The sequence below is a fragment of the Ruegeria sp. CDSA246 genome (assembly GCF_059611225.1).
Genome location: NZ_JBXWPD010000006.1, coordinates 78,806 through 96,604, shown reverse-complemented (window position 1 = coordinate 96,604; position 17,799 = coordinate 78,806). Strand labels below are relative to the sequence as shown.

General features: G+C 57.5%; 18 protein-coding genes and 1 riboswitch. Of the genes, 14 read left to right on the top strand and 4 right to left on the bottom strand.

Annotation, left to right across the window (positions count from 1 at the left end; genetic code table 11):
* Positions 1–24: 24 nt before the first annotated feature.
* Entirely contained in the window at positions 25–534 is a 510-nt protein-coding gene (gene fabA / locus AC2FI9_RS09145; protein WP_282152633.1) for a bifunctional 3-hydroxydecanoyl-ACP dehydratase/trans-2-decenoyl-ACP isomerase, read from the bottom strand.
* A 188-nt stretch (positions 535–722) separates the two neighbouring features.
* On the opposite strand from fabA, the gene irrA reads away from it, so the two are divergent.
* Positions 723–1,139, top strand: a complete 417-nt coding sequence (gene irrA / locus AC2FI9_RS09140; RefSeq protein ID WP_109312620.1) for an iron response transcriptional regulator IrrA — start codon at positions 723–725, stop codon at positions 1,137–1,139.
* A 1-nt stretch (position 1,140) separates the two neighbouring features.
* On the opposite strand, the gene AC2FI9_RS09135 is transcribed toward irrA, so the two are convergent.
* The gene (locus AC2FI9_RS09135) at positions 1,141–2,031 is read right to left on the bottom strand and encodes a LysR family transcriptional regulator (RefSeq protein WP_496767118.1); all 891 of its coding nucleotides are present in this window, start codon (positions 2,029–2,031) and stop codon (positions 1,141–1,143) included.
* 86 nt (positions 2,032–2,117) lie between these two features.
* Here AC2FI9_RS09135 and AC2FI9_RS09130 point away from each other — a divergent pair, with 86 nt between their 5' ends.
* Positions 2,118–2,915 (top strand): phytanoyl-CoA dioxygenase family protein, encoded by a 798-nt coding sequence (locus tag AC2FI9_RS09130; protein WP_496726800.1) that lies wholly within the window; start codon positions 2,118–2,120, stop codon positions 2,913–2,915.
* A gap of 29 nt (positions 2,916–2,944) precedes the next feature.
* Here AC2FI9_RS09130 and AC2FI9_RS09125 read toward each other — a convergent pair whose 3' ends face one another.
* Entirely contained in the window at positions 2,945–3,808 is an 864-nt protein-coding gene (locus AC2FI9_RS09125) for a hypothetical protein (protein WP_496767117.1), read from the bottom strand.
* A gap of 120 nt (positions 3,809–3,928) precedes the next feature.
* On the opposite strand from AC2FI9_RS09125, the gene miaB reads away from it, so the two are divergent.
* The 10 genes from miaB (at position 3,929) to cmk (ending at position 14,471) form a co-directional block, all read left to right on the top strand.
* Entirely contained in the window at positions 3,929–5,248 is a 1,320-nt protein-coding gene (miaB, locus tag AC2FI9_RS09120; RefSeq protein ID WP_496767116.1) for a tRNA (N6-isopentenyl adenosine(37)-C2)-methylthiotransferase MiaB, read from the top strand.
* A gap of 193 nt (positions 5,249–5,441) precedes the next feature.
* A complete protein-coding gene (locus AC2FI9_RS09115; RefSeq protein WP_496767115.1) occupies positions 5,442–6,197 on the top strand; it encodes an outer membrane protein in 756 nt (251 codons plus the stop codon).
* Between the two features lie 154 nt (positions 6,198–6,351).
* On the top strand, positions 6,352–7,374 hold the full coding sequence (locus AC2FI9_RS09110; protein WP_058273235.1) for a PhoH family protein: 1,023 nt from the start codon (positions 6,352–6,354) through the stop codon (positions 7,372–7,374).
* A 39-nt stretch (positions 7,375–7,413) separates the two neighbouring features.
* Positions 7,414–7,908, top strand: coding sequence for an rRNA maturation RNase YbeY (gene ybeY / locus AC2FI9_RS09105; RefSeq protein ID WP_496767114.1), 495 nt, complete (start codon positions 7,414–7,416; stop codon positions 7,906–7,908).
* 36 nt (positions 7,909–7,944) lie between these two features.
* Entirely contained in the window at positions 7,945–8,832 is an 888-nt protein-coding gene (locus AC2FI9_RS09100; RefSeq protein ID WP_496767113.1) for a hemolysin family protein, read from the top strand.
* Entirely contained in the window at positions 8,829–10,322 is a 1,494-nt protein-coding gene (lnt, locus tag AC2FI9_RS09095; RefSeq protein ID WP_496767112.1) for an apolipoprotein N-acyltransferase, read from the top strand. Before AC2FI9_RS09100 ends, lnt begins: the two co-directional genes overlap by 4 nt.
* Positions 10,323–10,367: 45 nt before the next feature.
* A riboswitch (SAM-SAH riboswitch) is annotated at positions 10,368–10,416 on the top strand.
* A gap of 5 nt (positions 10,417–10,421) precedes the next feature.
* The gene (gene metK, locus AC2FI9_RS09090; RefSeq protein ID WP_496767111.1) at positions 10,422–11,603 is read left to right on the top strand and encodes a methionine adenosyltransferase; all 1,182 of its coding nucleotides are present in this window, start codon (positions 10,422–10,424) and stop codon (positions 11,601–11,603) included.
* A gap of 104 nt (positions 11,604–11,707) precedes the next feature.
* Positions 11,708–12,418, top strand: a complete 711-nt coding sequence (gene trmB / locus AC2FI9_RS09085; protein ID WP_496767110.1) for a tRNA (guanine(46)-N(7))-methyltransferase TrmB — start codon at positions 11,708–11,710, stop codon at positions 12,416–12,418.
* A gap of 68 nt (positions 12,419–12,486) precedes the next feature.
* The gene (gene aroA / locus AC2FI9_RS09080) at positions 12,487–13,839 is read left to right on the top strand and encodes a 3-phosphoshikimate 1-carboxyvinyltransferase (protein ID WP_496740159.1); all 1,353 of its coding nucleotides are present in this window, start codon (positions 12,487–12,489) and stop codon (positions 13,837–13,839) included.
* 5 nt (positions 13,840–13,844) lie between these two features.
* On the top strand, positions 13,845–14,471 hold the full coding sequence (gene cmk, locus AC2FI9_RS09075) for a (d)CMP kinase (RefSeq protein ID WP_496767109.1): 627 nt from the start codon (positions 13,845–13,847) through the stop codon (positions 14,469–14,471).
* 30 nt (positions 14,472–14,501) lie between these two features.
* On the opposite strand, the gene AC2FI9_RS09070 is transcribed toward cmk, so the two are convergent.
* A complete protein-coding gene (locus tag AC2FI9_RS09070; protein WP_058273166.1) occupies positions 14,502–14,981 on the bottom strand; it encodes a YHS domain-containing (seleno)protein in 480 nt (159 codons plus the stop codon).
* A gap of 218 nt (positions 14,982–15,199) precedes the next feature.
* Between AC2FI9_RS09070 and AC2FI9_RS09065 the strand changes: the two genes are divergently transcribed.
* Both AC2FI9_RS09065 and AC2FI9_RS09060 read left to right on the top strand, forming a co-directional pair.
* Complete coding sequence (locus AC2FI9_RS09065) at positions 15,200–15,724, top strand: hypothetical protein (protein ID WP_496767108.1); 525 nt, start codon at positions 15,200–15,202, stop codon at positions 15,722–15,724.
* 306 nt (positions 15,725–16,030) lie between these two features.
* Positions 16,031–17,719 carry a tryptophan halogenase family protein gene (locus AC2FI9_RS09060; protein ID WP_496767107.1) on the top strand — a complete coding sequence of 563 codons (1,689 nt, stop codon included), beginning with the start codon at positions 16,031–16,033 and terminating at the stop codon, positions 17,717–17,719.
* Positions 17,720–17,799 lie beyond the last annotated feature (80 nt).

Here is a 17,799-nt window from a genome sequence, read left to right as displayed (position 1 = left end):
CTCCTTATTTCGGGCCGGTCAGGCTCAGGCTTCGGACAGAACGACTTTCATGTCTTTGACATCGTAAATCATTTCACCATCCGCTTCGACGATACCATCCGCCACACCCATGGTCAGGCGGCGGGTCTGGATCGCTTTTTTGAAGTCGATCTTGTAGGTCAGCATCTTGCGGTCCGGGCGGACCATGCCGGTCAGCTTGACCTCGCCGACGCCTACGGCCATGCCGCGTCCCTGCCAGCCACGCCAGCCCAGGTTGAAACCAGTCAACTGCCATAGGCCGTCCAGTCCCAGACAGCCGGGCATGATGGGGTTGCCGGGGAAGTGGCAATCAAAGAACCACAGGTCAGGGGTGATGTCGAATTCGGCCAGTATGTGGCCTTTGCCATGCGCGCCACCATCGGCCGAGACGTCGGTGATCCGATCCATCATCAGCATCGGAGGTGCAGGCAATTGCGCATTACCGGGGCCGAATAATTCGCCACGGGCGCATTTCAGCAGATCGTCCTTGTCAAAGCTGCTCGGGAATTGGGCCATTCTGCCGCCTCTCCTGCCAGGGGTCCGTTCGTTATATCTGGCCTCGTCTAGCACCCGTATGCAAGGTCCTGCAAGAGCAGCACGTCACATCCTGTTGTGCAGACGGCATTCTTTGCGAATGAATTTCATTTGAAATTACCCGAACACAGCACCTATATATGGTTCAGCAACAATTGGGTTTCGGATTGATGACACCTCAGAGCCAGAACAGAGCCACAGATTGGTTGGTTGACGCGGGGCTGCGCCCAACGCGCCAGCGTGTCGCTTTGGCCGAGCTTTTAGTCGGCGATGGTCGCCATCGGCATGTCACTGCCGAAAGCCTGTTTGAGGCGGCCAAAAAGAATGGGGACGCCGTATCTCTGGCAACGGTCTACAACACGCTGCGCGCGTTTTGTGAGGCCGGGGTTCTGCAGGAGATCACGGTTGATGGCTCGAAAAGCTATTTCGATACCAATACCCACGATCATCCGCATTTTTTCTGGGAAGACGAAAGCCGCCTGAGTGATGCGCCGTCGGATCAATTGGTGATTCAACGCCTGCCCGAAGCGCCCGAGGGCGTTGAAATCGCGTCGGTCGACGTAGTGATCCGTCTGCGGAAAAAGTAACTCAGGCCAACAACTCCATCAGAATCTGTTCCGCCTGCGCGATGTGCGGCTCTGTAGGGCCGATGCCGTGGCGGGCCAGAACCACAGGTTCCGCAGCGATGTCATCCAGGATTCGGCGACTGACCAGGGGGATTCCGTCATAGCTGACGTTCGAGGGCGGGGTGGCATAGCTGATCGCGACCCCCTCATGATGAGCGGCAAGACTGCGCTGGATTTCCAGCGTTGCCGCCCGGTGTGCCACTGAAGGTCGCAATCCGATCTGCCGAAACAGTCCAAGCACGTGCTGTGATGAGAGGCCTTCGTTTGACAGGATTAGCGGATGGGCGGCCAGCTCGCTCAGCGAAACAGACGGCACGTGCGCCAATGGGTGATCCGGGGCCATGATGGCATTTGGCCTGCTGGGGAAAAGGGTCTGCTGTTGAAATCCGGCATCCATGCTCATGCCGTATGTCAGCGCCAAATCTATACGCCCGTCAATCAGGCCAGATATCAGCCCTTCGAACCCGTCCACCTTGTACGAAACGGTCAAGTCCGGCAGTGCCACGCGAAGCGGGTGCAGCGCCTTGGCCAGCAAAAACGGGGCCAAATCCACGAAACACCCCAATCGCAACTGTGCCCAGGTTGCACTGACCTGATCCGCTTTCTCAAGCCGGGCCGCATTGGTCAGCAAGTTTTCCGCGTCTTCGATAAATCTGCGTCCTTGCGGGGTCAGCGCCAGCGCGGCCCCGCGTTTTCGCGAAAATAACGGATGACCAAGATGCGATTCGACGCGCGTCAGAGCGGTGGACAGCGCAGGTTGTGAGACATTCAGCTGTTGCGCCGCGGCAGACAAGCTGCCGAAGCGGCCGATAGCACAGACATATTCGTATTGGCGAAGTGAAATATATAACATGAAATTAAACCTAACTTAGAAAGATATTATTTGAACAGAGGGGGCATCCATGCGCAGATCGTCCTACCGCCGGCACGGAGACAGACATGACGCACCCCTTGGTTACTCACGAAATGATCGACACCTATCAACGGGACGGCGTTGTCCTGATCAAAGGGCTATTTGCCGATCACGTTGAGGCCCTGCGCGAAGGGGTGGCAGCGAATATGGCGGATCCCGGGCCGTATGCTTCCGAGAACAAGAAAGAAGGCCAGACGGGTCGGTTTTTCGACGATTATTGCAACTGGTCGCGCATTGAACAATTTCAGACGGTCATTCACGAATCCCCGGCGGCAGAAGTCGCGGCAGATTTGATGCAGTCGGATACAGTGCAGATGTTCCACGACCACGTTTTGGTCAAAGAGCCCGGAACCTCGATGGCGACGCCGTGGCATCAGGATGGGCCCTATTACTTTGTTGAAGGGCAGCAAACGATCAGCTTTTGGTCGCCGCTTGATCCGGTCACTCAAGCCACACTGCGCTGTGTGGCAGGCTCGCACCGGTGGGAGAAAGAGGTCTTGCCGACCCGCTGGGTTTCGGAAGACGGGTTCTTTCCCGACGAAGGCCAGTACATCCCGGCCCCGGACCCGGATGCCGAAGGGATGCGGGTTGTCGAGTTCGAGATGGAGCCGGGCGACGCGGTTGCTTTCAACTATCGCACGCTTCACGGCGCGCGAGGAAATCAATCCGACAGCCGCCGCCGCGCATTTTCACTGCGTTTGGTTGGTGACGATGCGCGATATGTCGAGCGGCCAGGCCGGACATCGCCGCCGTTTCCGGGGCATGACATGATTCCAGGCCAGCGCTTGCGCGAGGATTGGTTTCCGATGTTGCTGCGGCGGTGATCAGACACCGAAGAGGTCAAAGAGGCGGGTCAGAACCACTGGCCCGTTTCGATCAACCCCATCTCAAGCAACTGGTTTGACGACCATTCGAACGGGATCGAATTGCGCCAGCGGAATGTTGGAATGTCGAAGGTAGATCCTGCGTTGGTTTTCAAGGCTTTGGCTGCCCGGAACGAGCACACCGCAGCAGTCAAATTGTGGTGCCACGGGCAAGAATACGTATTGTATTCTTCGTCGTTAAACGTGTGATCCGGCCGCAATAACAATCCACTTTTGGATTTGAACAGGGCGATCCGGTCAATTCGGCGGTTTTGTGCGGGAACGTGTTCTTCGAACCGCCATCGTAAACCACCAGACATATCCAGCTGGCGCTCCTTCGGGTGCTTCATTGAATCCAGACGCGCCTGGGCAAAATACCCTGTGCGATCCATCATCGCGCGTTGAGGTGCGACGCCATTCGGGAATTCGTTCAGATCCTCGGCATACAGATCGACAACATGGCTCAGCATCGAGTCGCGGCGCTCTTCAGTGTGAAACGCCAGCATCTCTCCGATTGAACGCGTCTCGCAAAAGGGAAAGAAGAGGTACTCGGCGTTAAAGCAGTAATACATCCACAAACCTGGTGCCGCCTGAATGATCTTGTTGATCGTCTCAAACACGATGGTGCGGGGGACGCAGCTGAGAGAGACGCGGTGAATTTGATCCTCAAGTTTGGGGTCCAGCGCAAACTCCTGCGGCATAAAAACGATCAGGGACTTGAAGCCCAGATTCAGATGGTGACGGATAGTGCTATCAGTCTCGACGTCATCTTCAACAAAAACCAACGCTAGAGGTCCCTTTGCCAAAGCGGCCTTGCCCGTTTGCAAAAAAGAGTCGAGAGATTCGTATTGCATTGCCTGTCCACTGCCGCCTTGCTGGAGTTTCGGGCCAAAATCAGGTAATCGCGTCGCCATTGCAAGCGGCGTTCGTTGGGTATAGACGACGCCGATCCCGCGAATGCAAAGGCCGTTTTCATGTCAGAACCAAAAAAGCTGTACATCAAGACCTATGGTTGCCAGATGAACGTATACGACAGCGAGCGTATGGCGGAAACGCTGGGCGGCCAGGGGTACGTGGAAACGAAAACTCCCGATGATGCGGATATGATCCTGCTGAACACCTGCCATATTCGGGAAAAAGCCGCGGAAAAAATCTATTCCGAGCTTGGCCGGTTCAAAGGTTTGAAGACCGAAAAGCCCGACCTCAAGATCGGTGTTGCGGGATGTGTTGCGCAGGCAGAAGGCGAAGAGATCATGCGTCGCCAGCCGATGGTCGACCTTGTTGTTGGTCCGCAAAGCTATCACCGCCTGCCCGAGATGGAGGCGAAGACGCGCACCGGTGCCAAGGCGCTGGACACTGAATTCCCCGAAGAAGACAAATTCGAAAAACTTAAAAACCGCCCCAAGGCAAAACGCGGACCGACCGCATTTCTGACGGTGCAGGAAGGCTGCGACAAGTTCTGTGCCTTCTGCGTGGTGCCGTATACGCGCGGTGCCGAAGTCAGCCGTCCCGCCGATCGTATCCTGCGCGAGGCGAACGATCTGGTCGAACGCGGGGTGCGCGAAATCACTCTGCTGGGGCAGAACGTCAACGCCTATCACGGCGCTGGTCCGAATGGTGATATGACGCTGGCCGGTCTGATCTGGGAGCTGAACAAGGTCGACGGGCTGGAGCGGATCCGGTTCACCACTTCGCATCCTAACGATATGGCCGACGACCTGATCGAGGCGCACGGGACGTGCGACAAGCTGATGCCTTATCTGCATCTGCCCGTTCAGTCGGGTTCGGATCGCATCCTCAAGCGAATGAACCGCAGCCACACCGCCGAGAGCTATCTGCGCCTGATCGAACGTATTCGCGCAGCGCGTCCGGATATCGTGATGTCCGGCGACTTCATCGTCGGCTTCCCTGAAGAGACCGAAGAGGATTTTCAGGCCACCATGGATTTGGTGGAAGAGGTCAAATACGGATATGCGTATTCGTTCAAGTACTCGACCCGCCCCGGAACACCGGCGGCTGAGCGGTCTCAGGTTGATCCCAAGGCTGCGGACGACCGTCTGCAGCGGCTTCAGGGGCTGATTACCCGTCACCAGCGCGAGATTCAGGACGCGATGGTTGGCCGGGACGTGAAAGTGCTGTTTGAAAAACCGGGTCGTCTGCCAGGTCAGATGGTCGGAAAATCCGAGTATCTTCATTCGGTTCACGTGTCCGACGCTGATGTCGCGGTGGGCGAATTGCGCGATGTCCGGATTATGTCCTCGGGTGCAAATTCACTGGCGGGTGCGTTGCGGTAACGCGTCCGTTATTTGGATTTTGGAAACCATACGGTTTTGTTAATTCCAAATTTACCCTTGATTTATTACTCGGAATTATGTTCCGAGAAAAATCAGGTTGCCTAGGGGGCGAGTGTTTTGCGCCTTTGGGAAACCTCATCTCTTGCCGGCGGGATGAGCAGGTCGGTGAATGGAAAGGGTACGAGTGAAGACTTTGAAACGTTTTTCAGGGCGGCTGTTGAAATCCGCTCTTACCACCGCGATCGCTATTACGGCGCTTCCCGGTGTGACCGCTGCAGGCAATCTGGATCAAGGTCTCTCTGACCCTCCTGTCGTCAACCCCAAACGGTTCGGCAGTGACGTCAGCGCCTTTTACCTGGGTGCTACGGGCGCGTACGCTTTCGGAGGCGACGATCGATTTGGACTGACTGGACCCGGCGGAACCTCGGCAGTAGGTGACCTGGACCTGAGCGGTTCGTTGGGTGGCGTACGGGCCGGGTGGCGCGGCGTTTTGCCAGCGCGCGGTGGGCGCGACTATGTGTATGGGTTTGAGCTTGGATACGAGTTCGGCTCGCTTAGCGATGACGCCTCCAACCAGATCAACGGCCAGACAGTCACGGGCGGGTCTGAAATATCTGACGTGTTCTCGATTCGGCTGCGCAATGGTCTGACCAACAAAAGCGGTACAGTGTTGTATTTTGTGTCGGCTGGATATGTGAATGGCGACATCAACACAACAAGCAGACAGGCCGTCCAGGGGGGGTCTCAATTCTTCGAAAGTGGCGGCCGACGCAGCGGCTTTACCGCCAGCATCGGGGCCGAACATAACCTGACCGACCAATGGTCGATCACGGGTGAGTTCGAATACGTTCAATTCAGCGCGGAAAACGTGGATTTCGGCAATGGAACGTCGACCAGATCGACGCCGAAGTATCGCGGTCTGAAGTTGGGTTTGAATTATCGGTTCTGACACGCCGACTGAAACAGCGGCACCAACAGGAGCCGCGCACGGGCCGGGCGCATTGGCGGTTTTGCCATTTGGGCGGAAAAAATGAAACTGTGGCTTGCGCCCACCAAGACTTCCTGTCTACGCTCAAGGTGAAACGCCAAGACAGGAGAGCGGATTGGCCATCGGTGCCCTAAACCCACCGCAAGATGAAATGCCTCAGCGCGAAGCGTTTGTTGAGTTTCCAGACAACCGATTATTAATTGACCTGTGCGGGGAATATGACCGCAATCTGACAGATATTGAGCAAAAGTTATCTGTTCAAATTGTACGTCGCGGGAATCAGCTGGCTGTGATGGGTGACGAAGACGCCCAAAAGCAGGCCATTGAGGTTTTGCAGGCACTGTACACGCGCCTGGAAGGTGGGCGTGACGTCGAAGCGGCCGATGTGGATCGCGAGCTGCGGATGGGGGGCTCGGAGACGGGAACCGGCAGCCGCGACGGTGATCAGCTTGAGATGTTCAGAGGCGGCACGGTCGAAATCAAGACGCGCAAGAAACTGGTCGAGCCGCGCACGGATGCGCAAAAGGCATACGTCCAATCCTTGTTTCAGAACGAACTGGCCTTTGGGATTGGCCCTGCCGGTACGGGTAAGACCTATCTTGCCGTAGCCGCTGGCGTATCGATGTTTATCGGTGGCCATGTAGATCGGATCATTCTCAGCCGCCCTGCAGTCGAAGCTGGCGAAAAGCTGGGCTATCTGCCCGGTGACATGAAAGACAAGGTCGATCCGTACATGCAGCCGTTGTACGATGCCTTGAATGATTTTCTGCCGGGCAAGCAACTGGCCAAACTGATTGAAGAAAAGCGAATCGAAATCGCGCCGCTGGCCTTTATGCGGGGACGCACCTTGGCGAATGCGTTTGTTGTGCTGGATGAAGCTCAGAACGCCACGACCATGCAGATGAAAATGTTTCTGACGCGTCTGGGTGAAGGAAGTCGAATGGTGATCACCGGTGACCGCTCGCAGGTTGACCTGCCGCGCGGTGTTCAGTCAGGGCTGGCCGATGCCGAGCGTTTGTTGAATACGATACCAAACATCAGCTTCAACTACTTCACGTCCAAGGATGTTGTGCGCCACCCGCTTGTGGCCGCCATTATCGAAGCGTATGAGGCCGACTCGGGCCGCGAGAAAGCATAGTCGTCCCGGTTGCGGCCACAAGGCTTTGGACACGGTGAGATGAACCTGGAAGTGACGATCGAAGATGCGCGCTGGCAACAGCTTGAACCGTTGGCCGCGCGCGCGATAAAGGCAGTTTTGGACTTTTGCGATCTGGACGCCGAGCTGTGCGAAATCAGTCTGCTGGCCTGCGATGATGCGCGAATTGCTGACCTGAACGCGGAATTTAGGGATAAGCCCACGCCGACCAATGTGCTGAGTTGGCCAGCCGAAGATCTGGCCGCTGATGAAGCGGGGCAGAGGCCTGCCCGACCCACGCCAGACTTTACAGGCGAAATCGCGCTGGGCGACATTGCGATATCTTTCGATACTTGCGCCCGTGAAGCAGCCGACGCCAGCAAAACCATGGACGATCACGTCACGCATCTGATCATTCACGGAGTGTTGCACTTGCTGGGCTATGACCACATCCGTGACCCCGACGCCACTTTGATGGAAGGGGTCGAGGTCGAGATACTTGGCAAAATGGGTATAGATGACCCATATAGTATGTAATAGTGGCCGCATTGGCCGATCATTTGGAACAGGATTATGGGCGATACAGACGGCAGTTCTATGGCGGCGCAGAGCGCGCAACCGAAGGACAGCGGTGAAAATGCCAGCGAAAAAGCTGGCTTCTTTTCTCGAATAGTGGACGCGTTCTCGCCGCAGAGCGACGAAGAGGTCAGCGCAACCAATGGACATGAGGTCGACATGGTTCAGCCTCGCGGCATGATCAACCTGCGGCGAATGCGGGTCGAAGATGTGGCTATTCCCACGGCGGAAATCGTGTCCGTGCCCTCGACAATCAGCAAGGATGAACTGGCTCAGGTTTTCCGCGACAGCGGCCTGTCCCGTATCCCCGTCTATGAGGGAACGCTTGATACGCCTTTGGGGTTTGTACACCTGAAGGATTTTGCGCTTACGCACGGATTTAACGGCACGGGGTCAGAGTTTGATCTGGTCTCGATGCTGCGCACTTTGCTGTTTGTGCCGCCGTCGATGCCTATTGGCGTGTTGTTGACGAAGATGCAGACCGAACGCCGCCATATGGCGCTGGTGATTGACGAATACGGCGGTGTTGATGGTCTGGTGTCGATCGAGGATCTGATCGAACAGGTGGTCGGTGAGATTGCGGATGAGCACGATGCCGACGAAGGCCAACTTTGGATACAGGAAAAGCCCGGCTACTACGTCGTGCAAGCCCGCGTTCCGTTGGAAGAGTTCGAGGCCGAGATCGGGCGTTCTCTGACAAGTCACGAAGACGTGGACGAGGAAGAGATCGACACCTTGGGCGGATTGGTCTTCATGCTATCTGGTCGCGTCCCAGCACGGGGCGAGGTCGTATTGCATCCCGAAGGTCCTGAGTTCGAGGTGATTGACGCCGACCCGCGCCGGATCAAACGTCTGCGTGTCATGTTGCCGGATCGCGTTGAATGAACCCTGCACAGGGCTGGCCGTTTTGGTTGCGGTTAATATCCGCAGCTCTGCTGGGCGCGGTCGCGGCGTTTGGGCTTGCTCCGTTCGGCATTTGGCCGGCAACAGTGATCGCACTGATCCTGCTGTCGCCTCTGTTTCTTACGACTGAGACGCGGGCGAGGGCGGCGTGGTTGGGCTGGGCCTTTGCGACCGGGTATTTTGCGCATGCGCTCAGTTGGATTGTCGAGCCGTTCCTAGTTGATGTCCAGCGTCACGGATGGATGGCGCCCTTTGCCCTGACATTCATGGCAGGCGGCCTCGCGTTGTTTTGGGCGCTTGCTTTTTGGCTGGTGCGGCGTCCCGACAGCGATGGCGTATCACAGGCCGTGTTTCTGGCGATTTCAATCTCACTGCTGGAATTTGCCCGAGGGTATGTCCTGACGGGGTTTCCCTGGGCGGGGCTGGCGCAGGTCTGGGTGAATACACAGGTCGCGCAGCTATTGTCTCTGTTCGGGCCATATGGGCTGGGCGCGGTGACTTTGCTGGCGACTTTGCCGCTCGGGGCCGCGCTGTCGCGGCGCGATGGCTATGTGGTTCCGTCAGTCCTGACCGTTGGAACCGCGTGTTTCGCATTGATTTATGCCATGTCGCGCCCGGTTGTTACGGACACTGACAATGCTGTTCGCCTCATTCAACCAAATGCGCCCCAGCATCAGAAATGGGATCCGGATTACGCCCCGCTGTTTTTTGCCCGTCAACTAGAGTTCACAGCGGCGGCCCCGCGACCGGATTTGATTGTCTGGCCGGAAACCTCGGTTCCTGCATGGCTGGGAAGCGCGCAGCCTTATCTGACCGCAATCGCCGACGCCGCGCAGGGGACGCCCGTATTTCTGGGAATTCAGAGAGGAGACGGCCCGCGCATCTACAATTCGATGATCTATCTGGATGAAGATGGCCGGCAGCAGGGGCTTTATGACAAGCATCATCTGGCACCCTTTGGCGAATATGTGCCATTTGGCGACATGTTGGCCCAGTTCGGAGTTTACGGAATGGCTGCCACTACTGGCAATGGCTTTAGTGCCGGACCGGGTGCTTCGCTGATGGACGCTGGCAAGCTTGGGAAAGCCCTGCCACTTATCTGCTATGAGGCAGTCTTTACTCAGGACGTCTTGTCTGCACCGGGTCGTGCCGATTTTTTGCTGCAGATCACCAATGATGCATGGTTCGGAACGCGCTCGGGGCCGTATCAGCATCTGGCACAAGCTCAGATGCGCGCCATCGAGCAAGGGTTGCCGATGATGCGGTCGGCCAATACCGGAGTGTCAGCGATGATTGACCCGCTGGGTCGTATTACCAGGGCCTTACCTCTGGGGCAGGCCGGTTTTCTCGATGCGACATTGCCCAAGGCGCTGGCCCCGACTGTGTACGCCCGGTTGGGTGATGCACCGGTATTTGTCGCGCTGTTGGCGTTTTTCGCGCTGTTTTGGCGCAACGCCAGAGAACAGCAATAGTATTTTCGGATTGACGCTGTGTTTCTTGATGCGTATCCCGTTGCATGCTCATTACAACGGCTTCCTGACGTGATGGGATAATCTTAATGGAGCACTTTCATGTCCCGACAGAACTACACATTTACTTCGGAGTCTGTTTCCGAAGGGCACCCGGACAAGGTTTGCGACCGGATTTCCGATGCCGTACTTGACGCATTTCTGAATGAAGAACCCGAAGCGCGCGTGGCGTGCGAAACCTTTGCTACGACCGACCGGGTCGTCATCGGTGGCGAAGTTGGTCTGTCTGATCAGGAAAAGCTGCACGATTACATGGGCCGCATCGACGAGATTGCGCGCGCCTGTATCAAAGACATCGGATACGAGCAGGACAAATTTCACCACGAAACCGTCGAGGTGACGAACCTGCTGCACGAACAGTCCGCGCACATCGCCCAAGGTGTGGATGCAGCGGCAGACAAGGACGAAGGTGCCGGTGACCAGGGCATCATGTTCGGTTATGCGACCACTGAAACGCCTGCGCTGATGCCGGCCCCAATCCAGTATTCGCACGCGATCCTGCGCCGTCTTGCCGAAGTGCGCAAGAATGGCAGCGAGCCCGCATTGGGCCCTGATGCCAAGTCGCAATTGTCGGTCATTTACCGTGACGGCAAACCTGTGGGTGTCAGCTCGATCGTGTTGTCGACACAGCACCTGGACGAAGCGCTGACTTCGGCCGACATTCGCGCGATTGTAGAGCCCTATATCCGTGAAACCCTGCCTGAAGGTTGGTTGAGCAACGATACCGAGTGGCACGTGAATCCCACGGGCAAATTCGTGATCGGTGGCCCGGATGGTGACGCAGGTCTGACTGGGCGCAAAATCATCGTAGACACCTATGGTGGCGCAGCGCCGCACGGCGGTGGCGCGTTCTCGGGCAAGGATCCGACCAAGGTGGACCGTTCGGCTGCGTATGCCGCGCGTTATCTGGCCAAGAACGTTGTGGCTGCCGGAATGGCAGAACGCTGCACGATCCAACTAAGCTATGCGATCGGCGTTTCCAAGCCGCTGTCGATCTACGCCGACACTCACGGCACTGGTGAAATCCCGGACGCAGAAATCGAAAAGGCTGTCGGTCAGGTCATGGATCTGACCCCGCGCGGCATCCGGCAGCACCTGCAGATGAACAAACCTATCTATCAGCGCACGGCGGCTTACGGCCACTTTGGCCGCGAACCCGAGGCGGATGGCGGTTTTAGCTGGGAACGGACCGATCTGGCCGATGCGCTGAAAGCGGCCGTCTGATCCGAATTATCAAAGCGCGCCGACATCGGCGCGCTTTTTTTTGTTGGCCGGTGATTACTACGCCCCTCTTGAACCAACCTCGGTGTCGCAGTATGGCCACCGCCATGAGCACCCAGACCCCACAACGCCCGCGCAGAAACTTCTATGGCCGCTTCAAAGGGAAAACCCTGAAGCCCAGCCAAAAGACGTATCTGAACGAAGACCTTGATGCACTGTCACCGGGTGCGGTGGATTGGGAAACCAATCCCGAACGCCATCCGCTGGATCTGAACGCTCTGTTCGATGGCAGGGACGTCTGGCTTGAGGTCGGCTTTGGTGGGGGTGAGCATCTTGTGCACCAGGCTGCCAGCAACCCCGATACCGGCATTATTGGGGCCGAACCGTATATCAACGGAGTCGCTATGCTGTTGGGTAAGATTCGTCAGGCCGGGGTCGAAAATCTGGCGGTGCATCCAGGCGATGTGCGCGATCTGTTCGATGTTCTGCCCGAGGCCAGCATCTCACGCGCTTTTTTACTTTATCCCGACCCTTGGCCCAAAACGCGGCACCACCGTCGCCGTTTCGTGACGCAGGAACATCTGGAGCCTTTGGCCCGCGCCCTGAAGCCGGGGTCTATTTTCCGCGTTGCTACCGACATTCCCGACTATGTGCGCCAGACGTTGGAAGAGGTGCCACGCGCCGGGTTCGAATGGCTGGCCGAGCGCCCTGCCGACTGGCGCGAGCCGTGGGATGACTGGATTTCCACCCGCTATGAACAAAAAGCCCTGCGTGAAGGCCGTACGCCACACTACCTGACCTTCCGCCGCAAAGACTGATTGCGGCTGGACCAACCGGCCCCAATTCGCTAATCCGCCTTGAACTGATAGCGAAAACAGGAGCCCCCATGTCCGGACACGGCACGCCCATCCCGATGACCTCGCATCCTTGCGGCCCGCTGACCGGAACGGCAGAGGTGCCCGGTGACAAGTCAATCTCGCATCGGTCGTTGATTCTGGGCGCGATGGCCGTGGGCGAGACCCGGATCTCGGGCCTGTTGGAAGGCGAAGATGTTCTGGACACCGCCAAGGCCATGCGCGCCTTCGGGGCCGAGGTTACTGACCATGGCGGCGGTGAATGGACTGTGCATGGTGTGGGCGTCGGTGGCTTTGCCGAACCCGATCAGGTGATCGATTGCGGCAACTCGGGCACCGGTGTTCGCTTGATTATGGGCGCGATGGCGACCTGTCCGATTTCGGCGACTTTTACGGGCGACGCGAGCCTGAACAAACGCCCCATGGCGCGGGTCACAGATCCGCTGGCTTTGTTCGGAACGCAATCGGTGGGCCGTTCAGGGGGGCGCTTGCCCATGACGATCGTTGGCGCGGCTGACTCCACTCCGGTGCGCTACGAGGTGCCCGTGCCTTCGGCCCAGGTGAAATCTGCAGTGCTTCTGGCTGGCCTCAATGCTCCCGGCAAAACCGTTGTGATCGAGAAAGAAGCCACACGTGACCATTCCGAGCGTATGCTGGCAGGCTTTGGCGCGGAAATCACCGTTGAGGACACTGATGAGGGCCGGGTGATCACTCTGACCGGTCGCCCCGAGTTGAAACCGCAGGTCATCGCCGTTCCGCGCGATCCGTCCAGCGCGGCCTTTCCGGTCTGCGCTGCGTTGCTCACGCCGGGGTCGGACGTTTTGGTGCCGGGCATCGGCCTGAACCCCACCCGTGCGGGGTTGTTCACCACGCTGCGCGAGATGGGTGCAGACCTGGCCTATGAGAATGAGCGCGAAGAGGGCGGCGAACCTGTCGCCGATCTGCGCGCAAAGTACTCGCCGAATATGAAGGGGATCGATGTTCCACCCGAACGCGCGGCCTCGATGATTGATGAATACCCGGTTTTGTCCGTGATTGCGGCAAATGCCACCGGCGTCACGATGATGGGCGGCGTAAAAGAACTGCGCGTAAAGGAAAGCGACCGGATCGACGCAATGGCTCGGGGCCTGCGCGCCAATGGTGTAACTGTCGAAGAAGGTGATGAATGGTGGTCGGTTGAAGGGCTGGGCATCGGCAACGTCCCCGGTGGCGGCACCTGCGAAAGCTTTCTGGACCACCGGATCGCCATGTCGTTCATGATTTTGGGGATGGGGGCCAAAAAGGGTGTAACCGTCGACGACGCGGGCCCGATCGCCACGTCGTTCCCAATTTTTGAACCTTTGATGGCCACGTTGGGTGCGAAACTGCAACGAAATAATCGGTAGGTTTGATGTCGGATTCACAATTCACTATCGCCATTGATGGACCAGCTGCGGCAGGGAAGGGCACGATCTCAAAGGCGGTCGCGGCCCGGTTTGGCTTCGCGCATCTGGACACCGGGCTTTTGTACCGCGCGGTCGGCAGGCGGACTTTGCAGGGACTCGAGCCGATTGCGGCAGCGCACGCCCTGACCCCCGAAGAGTTGGAGCAGGGCGATTTGCGTACGGCCGAGATTGCGCAAGCAGCCTCAAAAGTAGCCGTGATTCCCGAGGTTCGGGCCGCGTTGGTTGACTTCCAGCGGGCGTTTGCGCGCCGCTGCGGGGGCGCTGTGCTGGATGGTCGCGACATCGGTACTGTGATTTGTCCCGAGGCCGAGGTGAAACTGTTCGTCACCGCCAGCCCCGAAGTTCGGGCCGAGCGTCGGTTCCTTGAGCTTAGCGCGAAGGGCAATGATATCTCGCGTGAACAGGTGCTGTCGGACGTAAAAGAGCGCGACGCGCGGGATACGGAACGCAGCACTGCGCCGATGAAGCCAGCAGAGGATGCAGTCTTGCTGGACACGTCAGATTTGAGCGTCGAAGCCGCGTTGGAAAAAGCCATCAAGGTCATTGAAGCAAAAAAGCCCGCACGGTCGTAACCGTGCAGGCCTTGGTCTTTTGTGGCCAGATTACAGTTCTCCGACCGCGATACTTTTGATCTTGGACCACTGATTGTCAGCGGTTTCGGATGTGGCAGAGACATCTTCAAGGAACGCCGCGCGAGTATCAGCGTTCAGGAACAGATACAGCTTTCCGTCAGCCACAAGGTATTGATCCGGATCGCCGTCGAATTTTTTGCCCACAGAAACGCCGAACGAACAGAACCCGCCATGTTGTGGCAGGTAGGCCGCCGGGTTGGCCTCGAACGCTTCGCGGTTGGCGGCGCTGGTGAAGTAATAAGATGCGCCGTCATAAGTGGCCGAGTGGGTGGCAAAGCCATCGACCGGGTTGCCGTCGTTAACGAGAGTCACCAGATCGACCCCATGCGCGGCAAGCGGCGCACCGGCGGCAGAAATACCGTTTGATACGTTGATCTCATCCGCAGCAAAGGCCGGGGCTGCGATCAGGGGCAATGTGGCGATCAGGGTGGTAAGAACGAGAGACTTCATTTGTATTTCCTTTCCGGTTCAGAGTCCGGCCAGCAGGTCTGCCAGCCGCTGAACTAAAGCTAGGAACTAGGTTCTGAACGAGCTATCGCAGAAAGCCCCGAGTATCTTGCAGATCGTTCAAAGCTGTCGGTGCCTTCGAAATACTGTTCACCAAGCTTTGTTTGGTCAGGTCTGCGCCCCGACCCTATTGTCGATCCATAGCCTGCAGGAGCGATGCCATGATCCGACTAGCCTTATTGATGATTTTCCTTGCCGGAGGTGCATTGGCCCAAGAGACGGCTGAGCCGGAACCCCCAATGACGTATGAGCGGTTGGGAAAGATCATCTTTGCGCTCGATCCTGACGCGAAACCGTTTGGACCGGGGTTTGAGCTGAAGGTTGGGGACGTAACGGTGCTGGTTGTTACGGATATCAATGCGGATCGGATGCGGGCCATGGTCGCGATTGGCAGCGCCGAAGATTTGTCGCCCGCTGACCTTGAACGCGTGATGCAGGCGAATTTTGACAGTACGCTAGACGCGCGTTACGCGCTCGCGAATGGTATCTTGTGGGCTGCGTACATCCATCCGCTATCCCGGCTGGACAAGAACCAACTGATCTCGGGGCTGGCCCAGACAGTGAATATCGCCAAGACTTATGGCACCTTGTACACCGGTGGCGCGGCGGAATTCGGAGGGGGCGACAGCCAGGATTTGCAGCGCGATCTGATCGAAGAGCTTCTGAAAAAAAGTGAGGAAATCTGACACGCGCCCGGGAATTGCGTTTGCTCTGATTTCAAGTTGCCGCGCAGAAGCTGCGGTCCATCGGCGGCCCGGTTTGCCTTTAACGCATCGCGGTTATTTGTACTGCCCGGGGTAGGGTGCCGTGACCGAGCGTCGCTTTGCCGAAAGAAGGAAAGTACATTCAGGTCAGGGCGCGCTAGACCCTAGCTGGACGCAGGAAACCTGCTATGCTTTGCCCATGCCAGAAGGGAAGGCTGCCAAACAATCCTCAAAAACAAAAAGGGGAAGCAGCCAAAAAATCCCTCAAGCCAACAGGGACAGAACAATATGAATAATCGTTTGCGTAAGATCACTATCGTGGGTGGTGGCACGGCGGGTTGGATGACCGCGCTGATACTGGACATGGTGTTTTCACGCACCTCGGCCCCCAAGGATCGCCCGCGCATCTGCCTGATCGAAAGCCCCAATATCGCCACCGTTGGCGTCGGTGAGGCCACGGTACCGCGTATGCCGGTCACACTGCGCCAAGCGGGCATTTCCGAGCGGGATTTTTTCCGCGAGACCAATGCGTCGTTCAAGCTGGGCGTGAAGTTCTGCAATTGGAATAAGGACGCAAAGGGCAATCGCATCGACTACGTGAACCCTTTTGCCCACGGTCAGTTGTTGGAAGGATTGGAAGCCGCCGAATACTTCTTGCGCTTTGGCAATGGCGATCGGGACTTTACGCAATCCATCTCGCCGCACGACGATCTGGCCCGCCTGTGCAAGGGCGGGCGACCGCTGGGTCAGCCCGAGTTCGAACAACGGTTTGGCTACGCATATCATCTGGACGCCGTGAAATTTGCGGGCATGCTGACCAAGGTCTGCACCAAGCGCGGGGTGGAGCACATTCAGGATGAGGTGCAGGCGGTTGAGCTGGATGAACAGGGTAATGTCAGCCATCTGATGTTAGAGCGTAAGGGCCGCCACGACATCGAGATGGTCATAGATTGCACCGGGTTCCGCGGTTTGATCATCAACAAAGCACTGGGTGAGCCGTTTATGGATTACTCGGATTACCTGCCCAACGACCGCGCCATGGCGTTGCAGATTGAACATCCCGACCCAGAGAAAATCGAAAGCGTCACCCGGTCTACCGCGCTGGGCGCCGGTTGGACATGGCGGGTGCCGCTCTACAACCGTGTGGGCACAGGATATGTGTATTCATCGGCGCATCGCACGGATGATCAGGCGGCAGATGAATATCTCGAATGGCTAGGCGACAGCGGCAAAGGTTTGACACCGCGCGTGATCCCGATGCGCATCGGGCGCGTGCGCAATGCCTGGGTCAAGAACTGTCTGGCAATCGGTTTGTCTGGCGGGTTCATTGAACCGTTGGAAAGTACCGCAATCCATATGGTTGATCACGCGGTGCGCTGGTTCGCAGAACACCTGCCTACACGCGACATCGAACCATCGCTGCGGGCAAGATATAACCGGCAAATGAACCAGATGTATGATGAGGTCCTGGATTTCATCTGTCTGCACTATCGACTGGGCAACCGCACGGATGATCAATATTGGATCGATGCGCGCACAGAGATGAAGATACCGGATCGTTTGGCCGAAAACCTGGAATTGTGGCAGCACCGCCTGCCCATGGAACACGATGTCGAATTTGCCACACTGTTTAATTTCCGCGTTTATCAGACGGTTCTTTTGGGCAAGCAGGTCTATGAGACCGGCTATGGGACTGGCATCCGTGATCGTCTGCGGCCGTTGAAGAAACCGATTTGGTTCCAGTGGTGGAAGGGCGCGAAGGTGGATCTTGCGCAGATCCTCAAGGCGATGCCCGATCACAAAACACTGCTGCGCGATATCCGAGGAGAGCTGGAGCAACCGCCAGCCTTTGGTATGGCGGCTGCGATGCAACCGACCGTCGCGATGCCGGGCGAACAACTTGCACCCGTGGCAATCCAGAACATGCCGAACCTTGCCGAAATCCAAAGTGGCAGGAAAGATCTGCAATTGTTCTAGACGTACCGGACGCTCCGCGCAGCATTGCAGTGATGGCAGCATTGAACTGCGCTGCGCGGACCAAGGGCCTACTAGAGAAA

Bases quoted from the DNA above. Each gene is read 5' to 3' on its own strand.
- ybeY (WP_496767114.1), top strand. From the start codon at position 7,414: ATGAACCTGGAAGTGACGATCGAAGATGCGCGCTGGCAACAGCTTGAA.
- aroA (WP_496740159.1), top strand. From the start codon at position 12,487: ATGTCCGGACACGGCACGCCCATCCCGATGACCTCGCATCCTTGCGGC.
- AC2FI9_RS09060 (WP_496767107.1), top strand. From the start codon at position 16,031: ATGAATAATCGTTTGCGTAAGATCACTATCGTGGGTGGTGGCACGGCG.
- AC2FI9_RS09125 (WP_496767117.1), bottom strand. From the start codon at position 3,808: ATGCAATACGAATCTCTCGACTCTTTTTTGCAAACGGGCAAGGCCGCT.
- AC2FI9_RS09100 (WP_496767113.1), top strand. From the start codon at position 7,945: ATGGGCGATACAGACGGCAGTTCTATGGCGGCGCAGAGCGCGCAACCG.
- cmk (WP_496767109.1), top strand. From the start codon at position 13,845: ATGTCGGATTCACAATTCACTATCGCCATTGATGGACCAGCTGCGGCA.
- AC2FI9_RS09070 (WP_058273166.1), bottom strand. From the start codon at position 14,981: ATGAAGTCTCTCGTTCTTACCACCCTGATCGCCACATTGCCCCTGATC.
- miaB (WP_496767116.1), top strand. From the start codon at position 3,929: ATGTCAGAACCAAAAAAGCTGTACATCAAGACCTATGGTTGCCAGATG.
- fabA (WP_282152633.1), bottom strand. From the start codon at position 534: ATGGCCCAATTCCCGAGCAGCTTTGACAAGGACGATCTGCTGAAATGC.
- trmB (WP_496767110.1), top strand. From the start codon at position 11,708: ATGAGCACCCAGACCCCACAACGCCCGCGCAGAAACTTCTATGGCCGC.
- AC2FI9_RS09135 (WP_496767118.1), bottom strand. From the start codon at position 2,031: ATGTTATATATTTCACTTCGCCAATACGAATATGTCTGTGCTATCGGC.
- irrA (WP_109312620.1), top strand. From the start codon at position 723: ATGACACCTCAGAGCCAGAACAGAGCCACAGATTGGTTGGTTGACGCG.
- AC2FI9_RS09065 (WP_496767108.1), top strand. From the start codon at position 15,200: ATGATCCGACTAGCCTTATTGATGATTTTCCTTGCCGGAGGTGCATTG.
- AC2FI9_RS09130 (WP_496726800.1), top strand. From the start codon at position 2,118: ATGACGCACCCCTTGGTTACTCACGAAATGATCGACACCTATCAACGG.
- lnt (WP_496767112.1), top strand. From the start codon at position 8,829: ATGAACCCTGCACAGGGCTGGCCGTTTTGGTTGCGGTTAATATCCGCA.
- metK (WP_496767111.1), top strand. From the start codon at position 10,422: ATGTCCCGACAGAACTACACATTTACTTCGGAGTCTGTTTCCGAAGGG.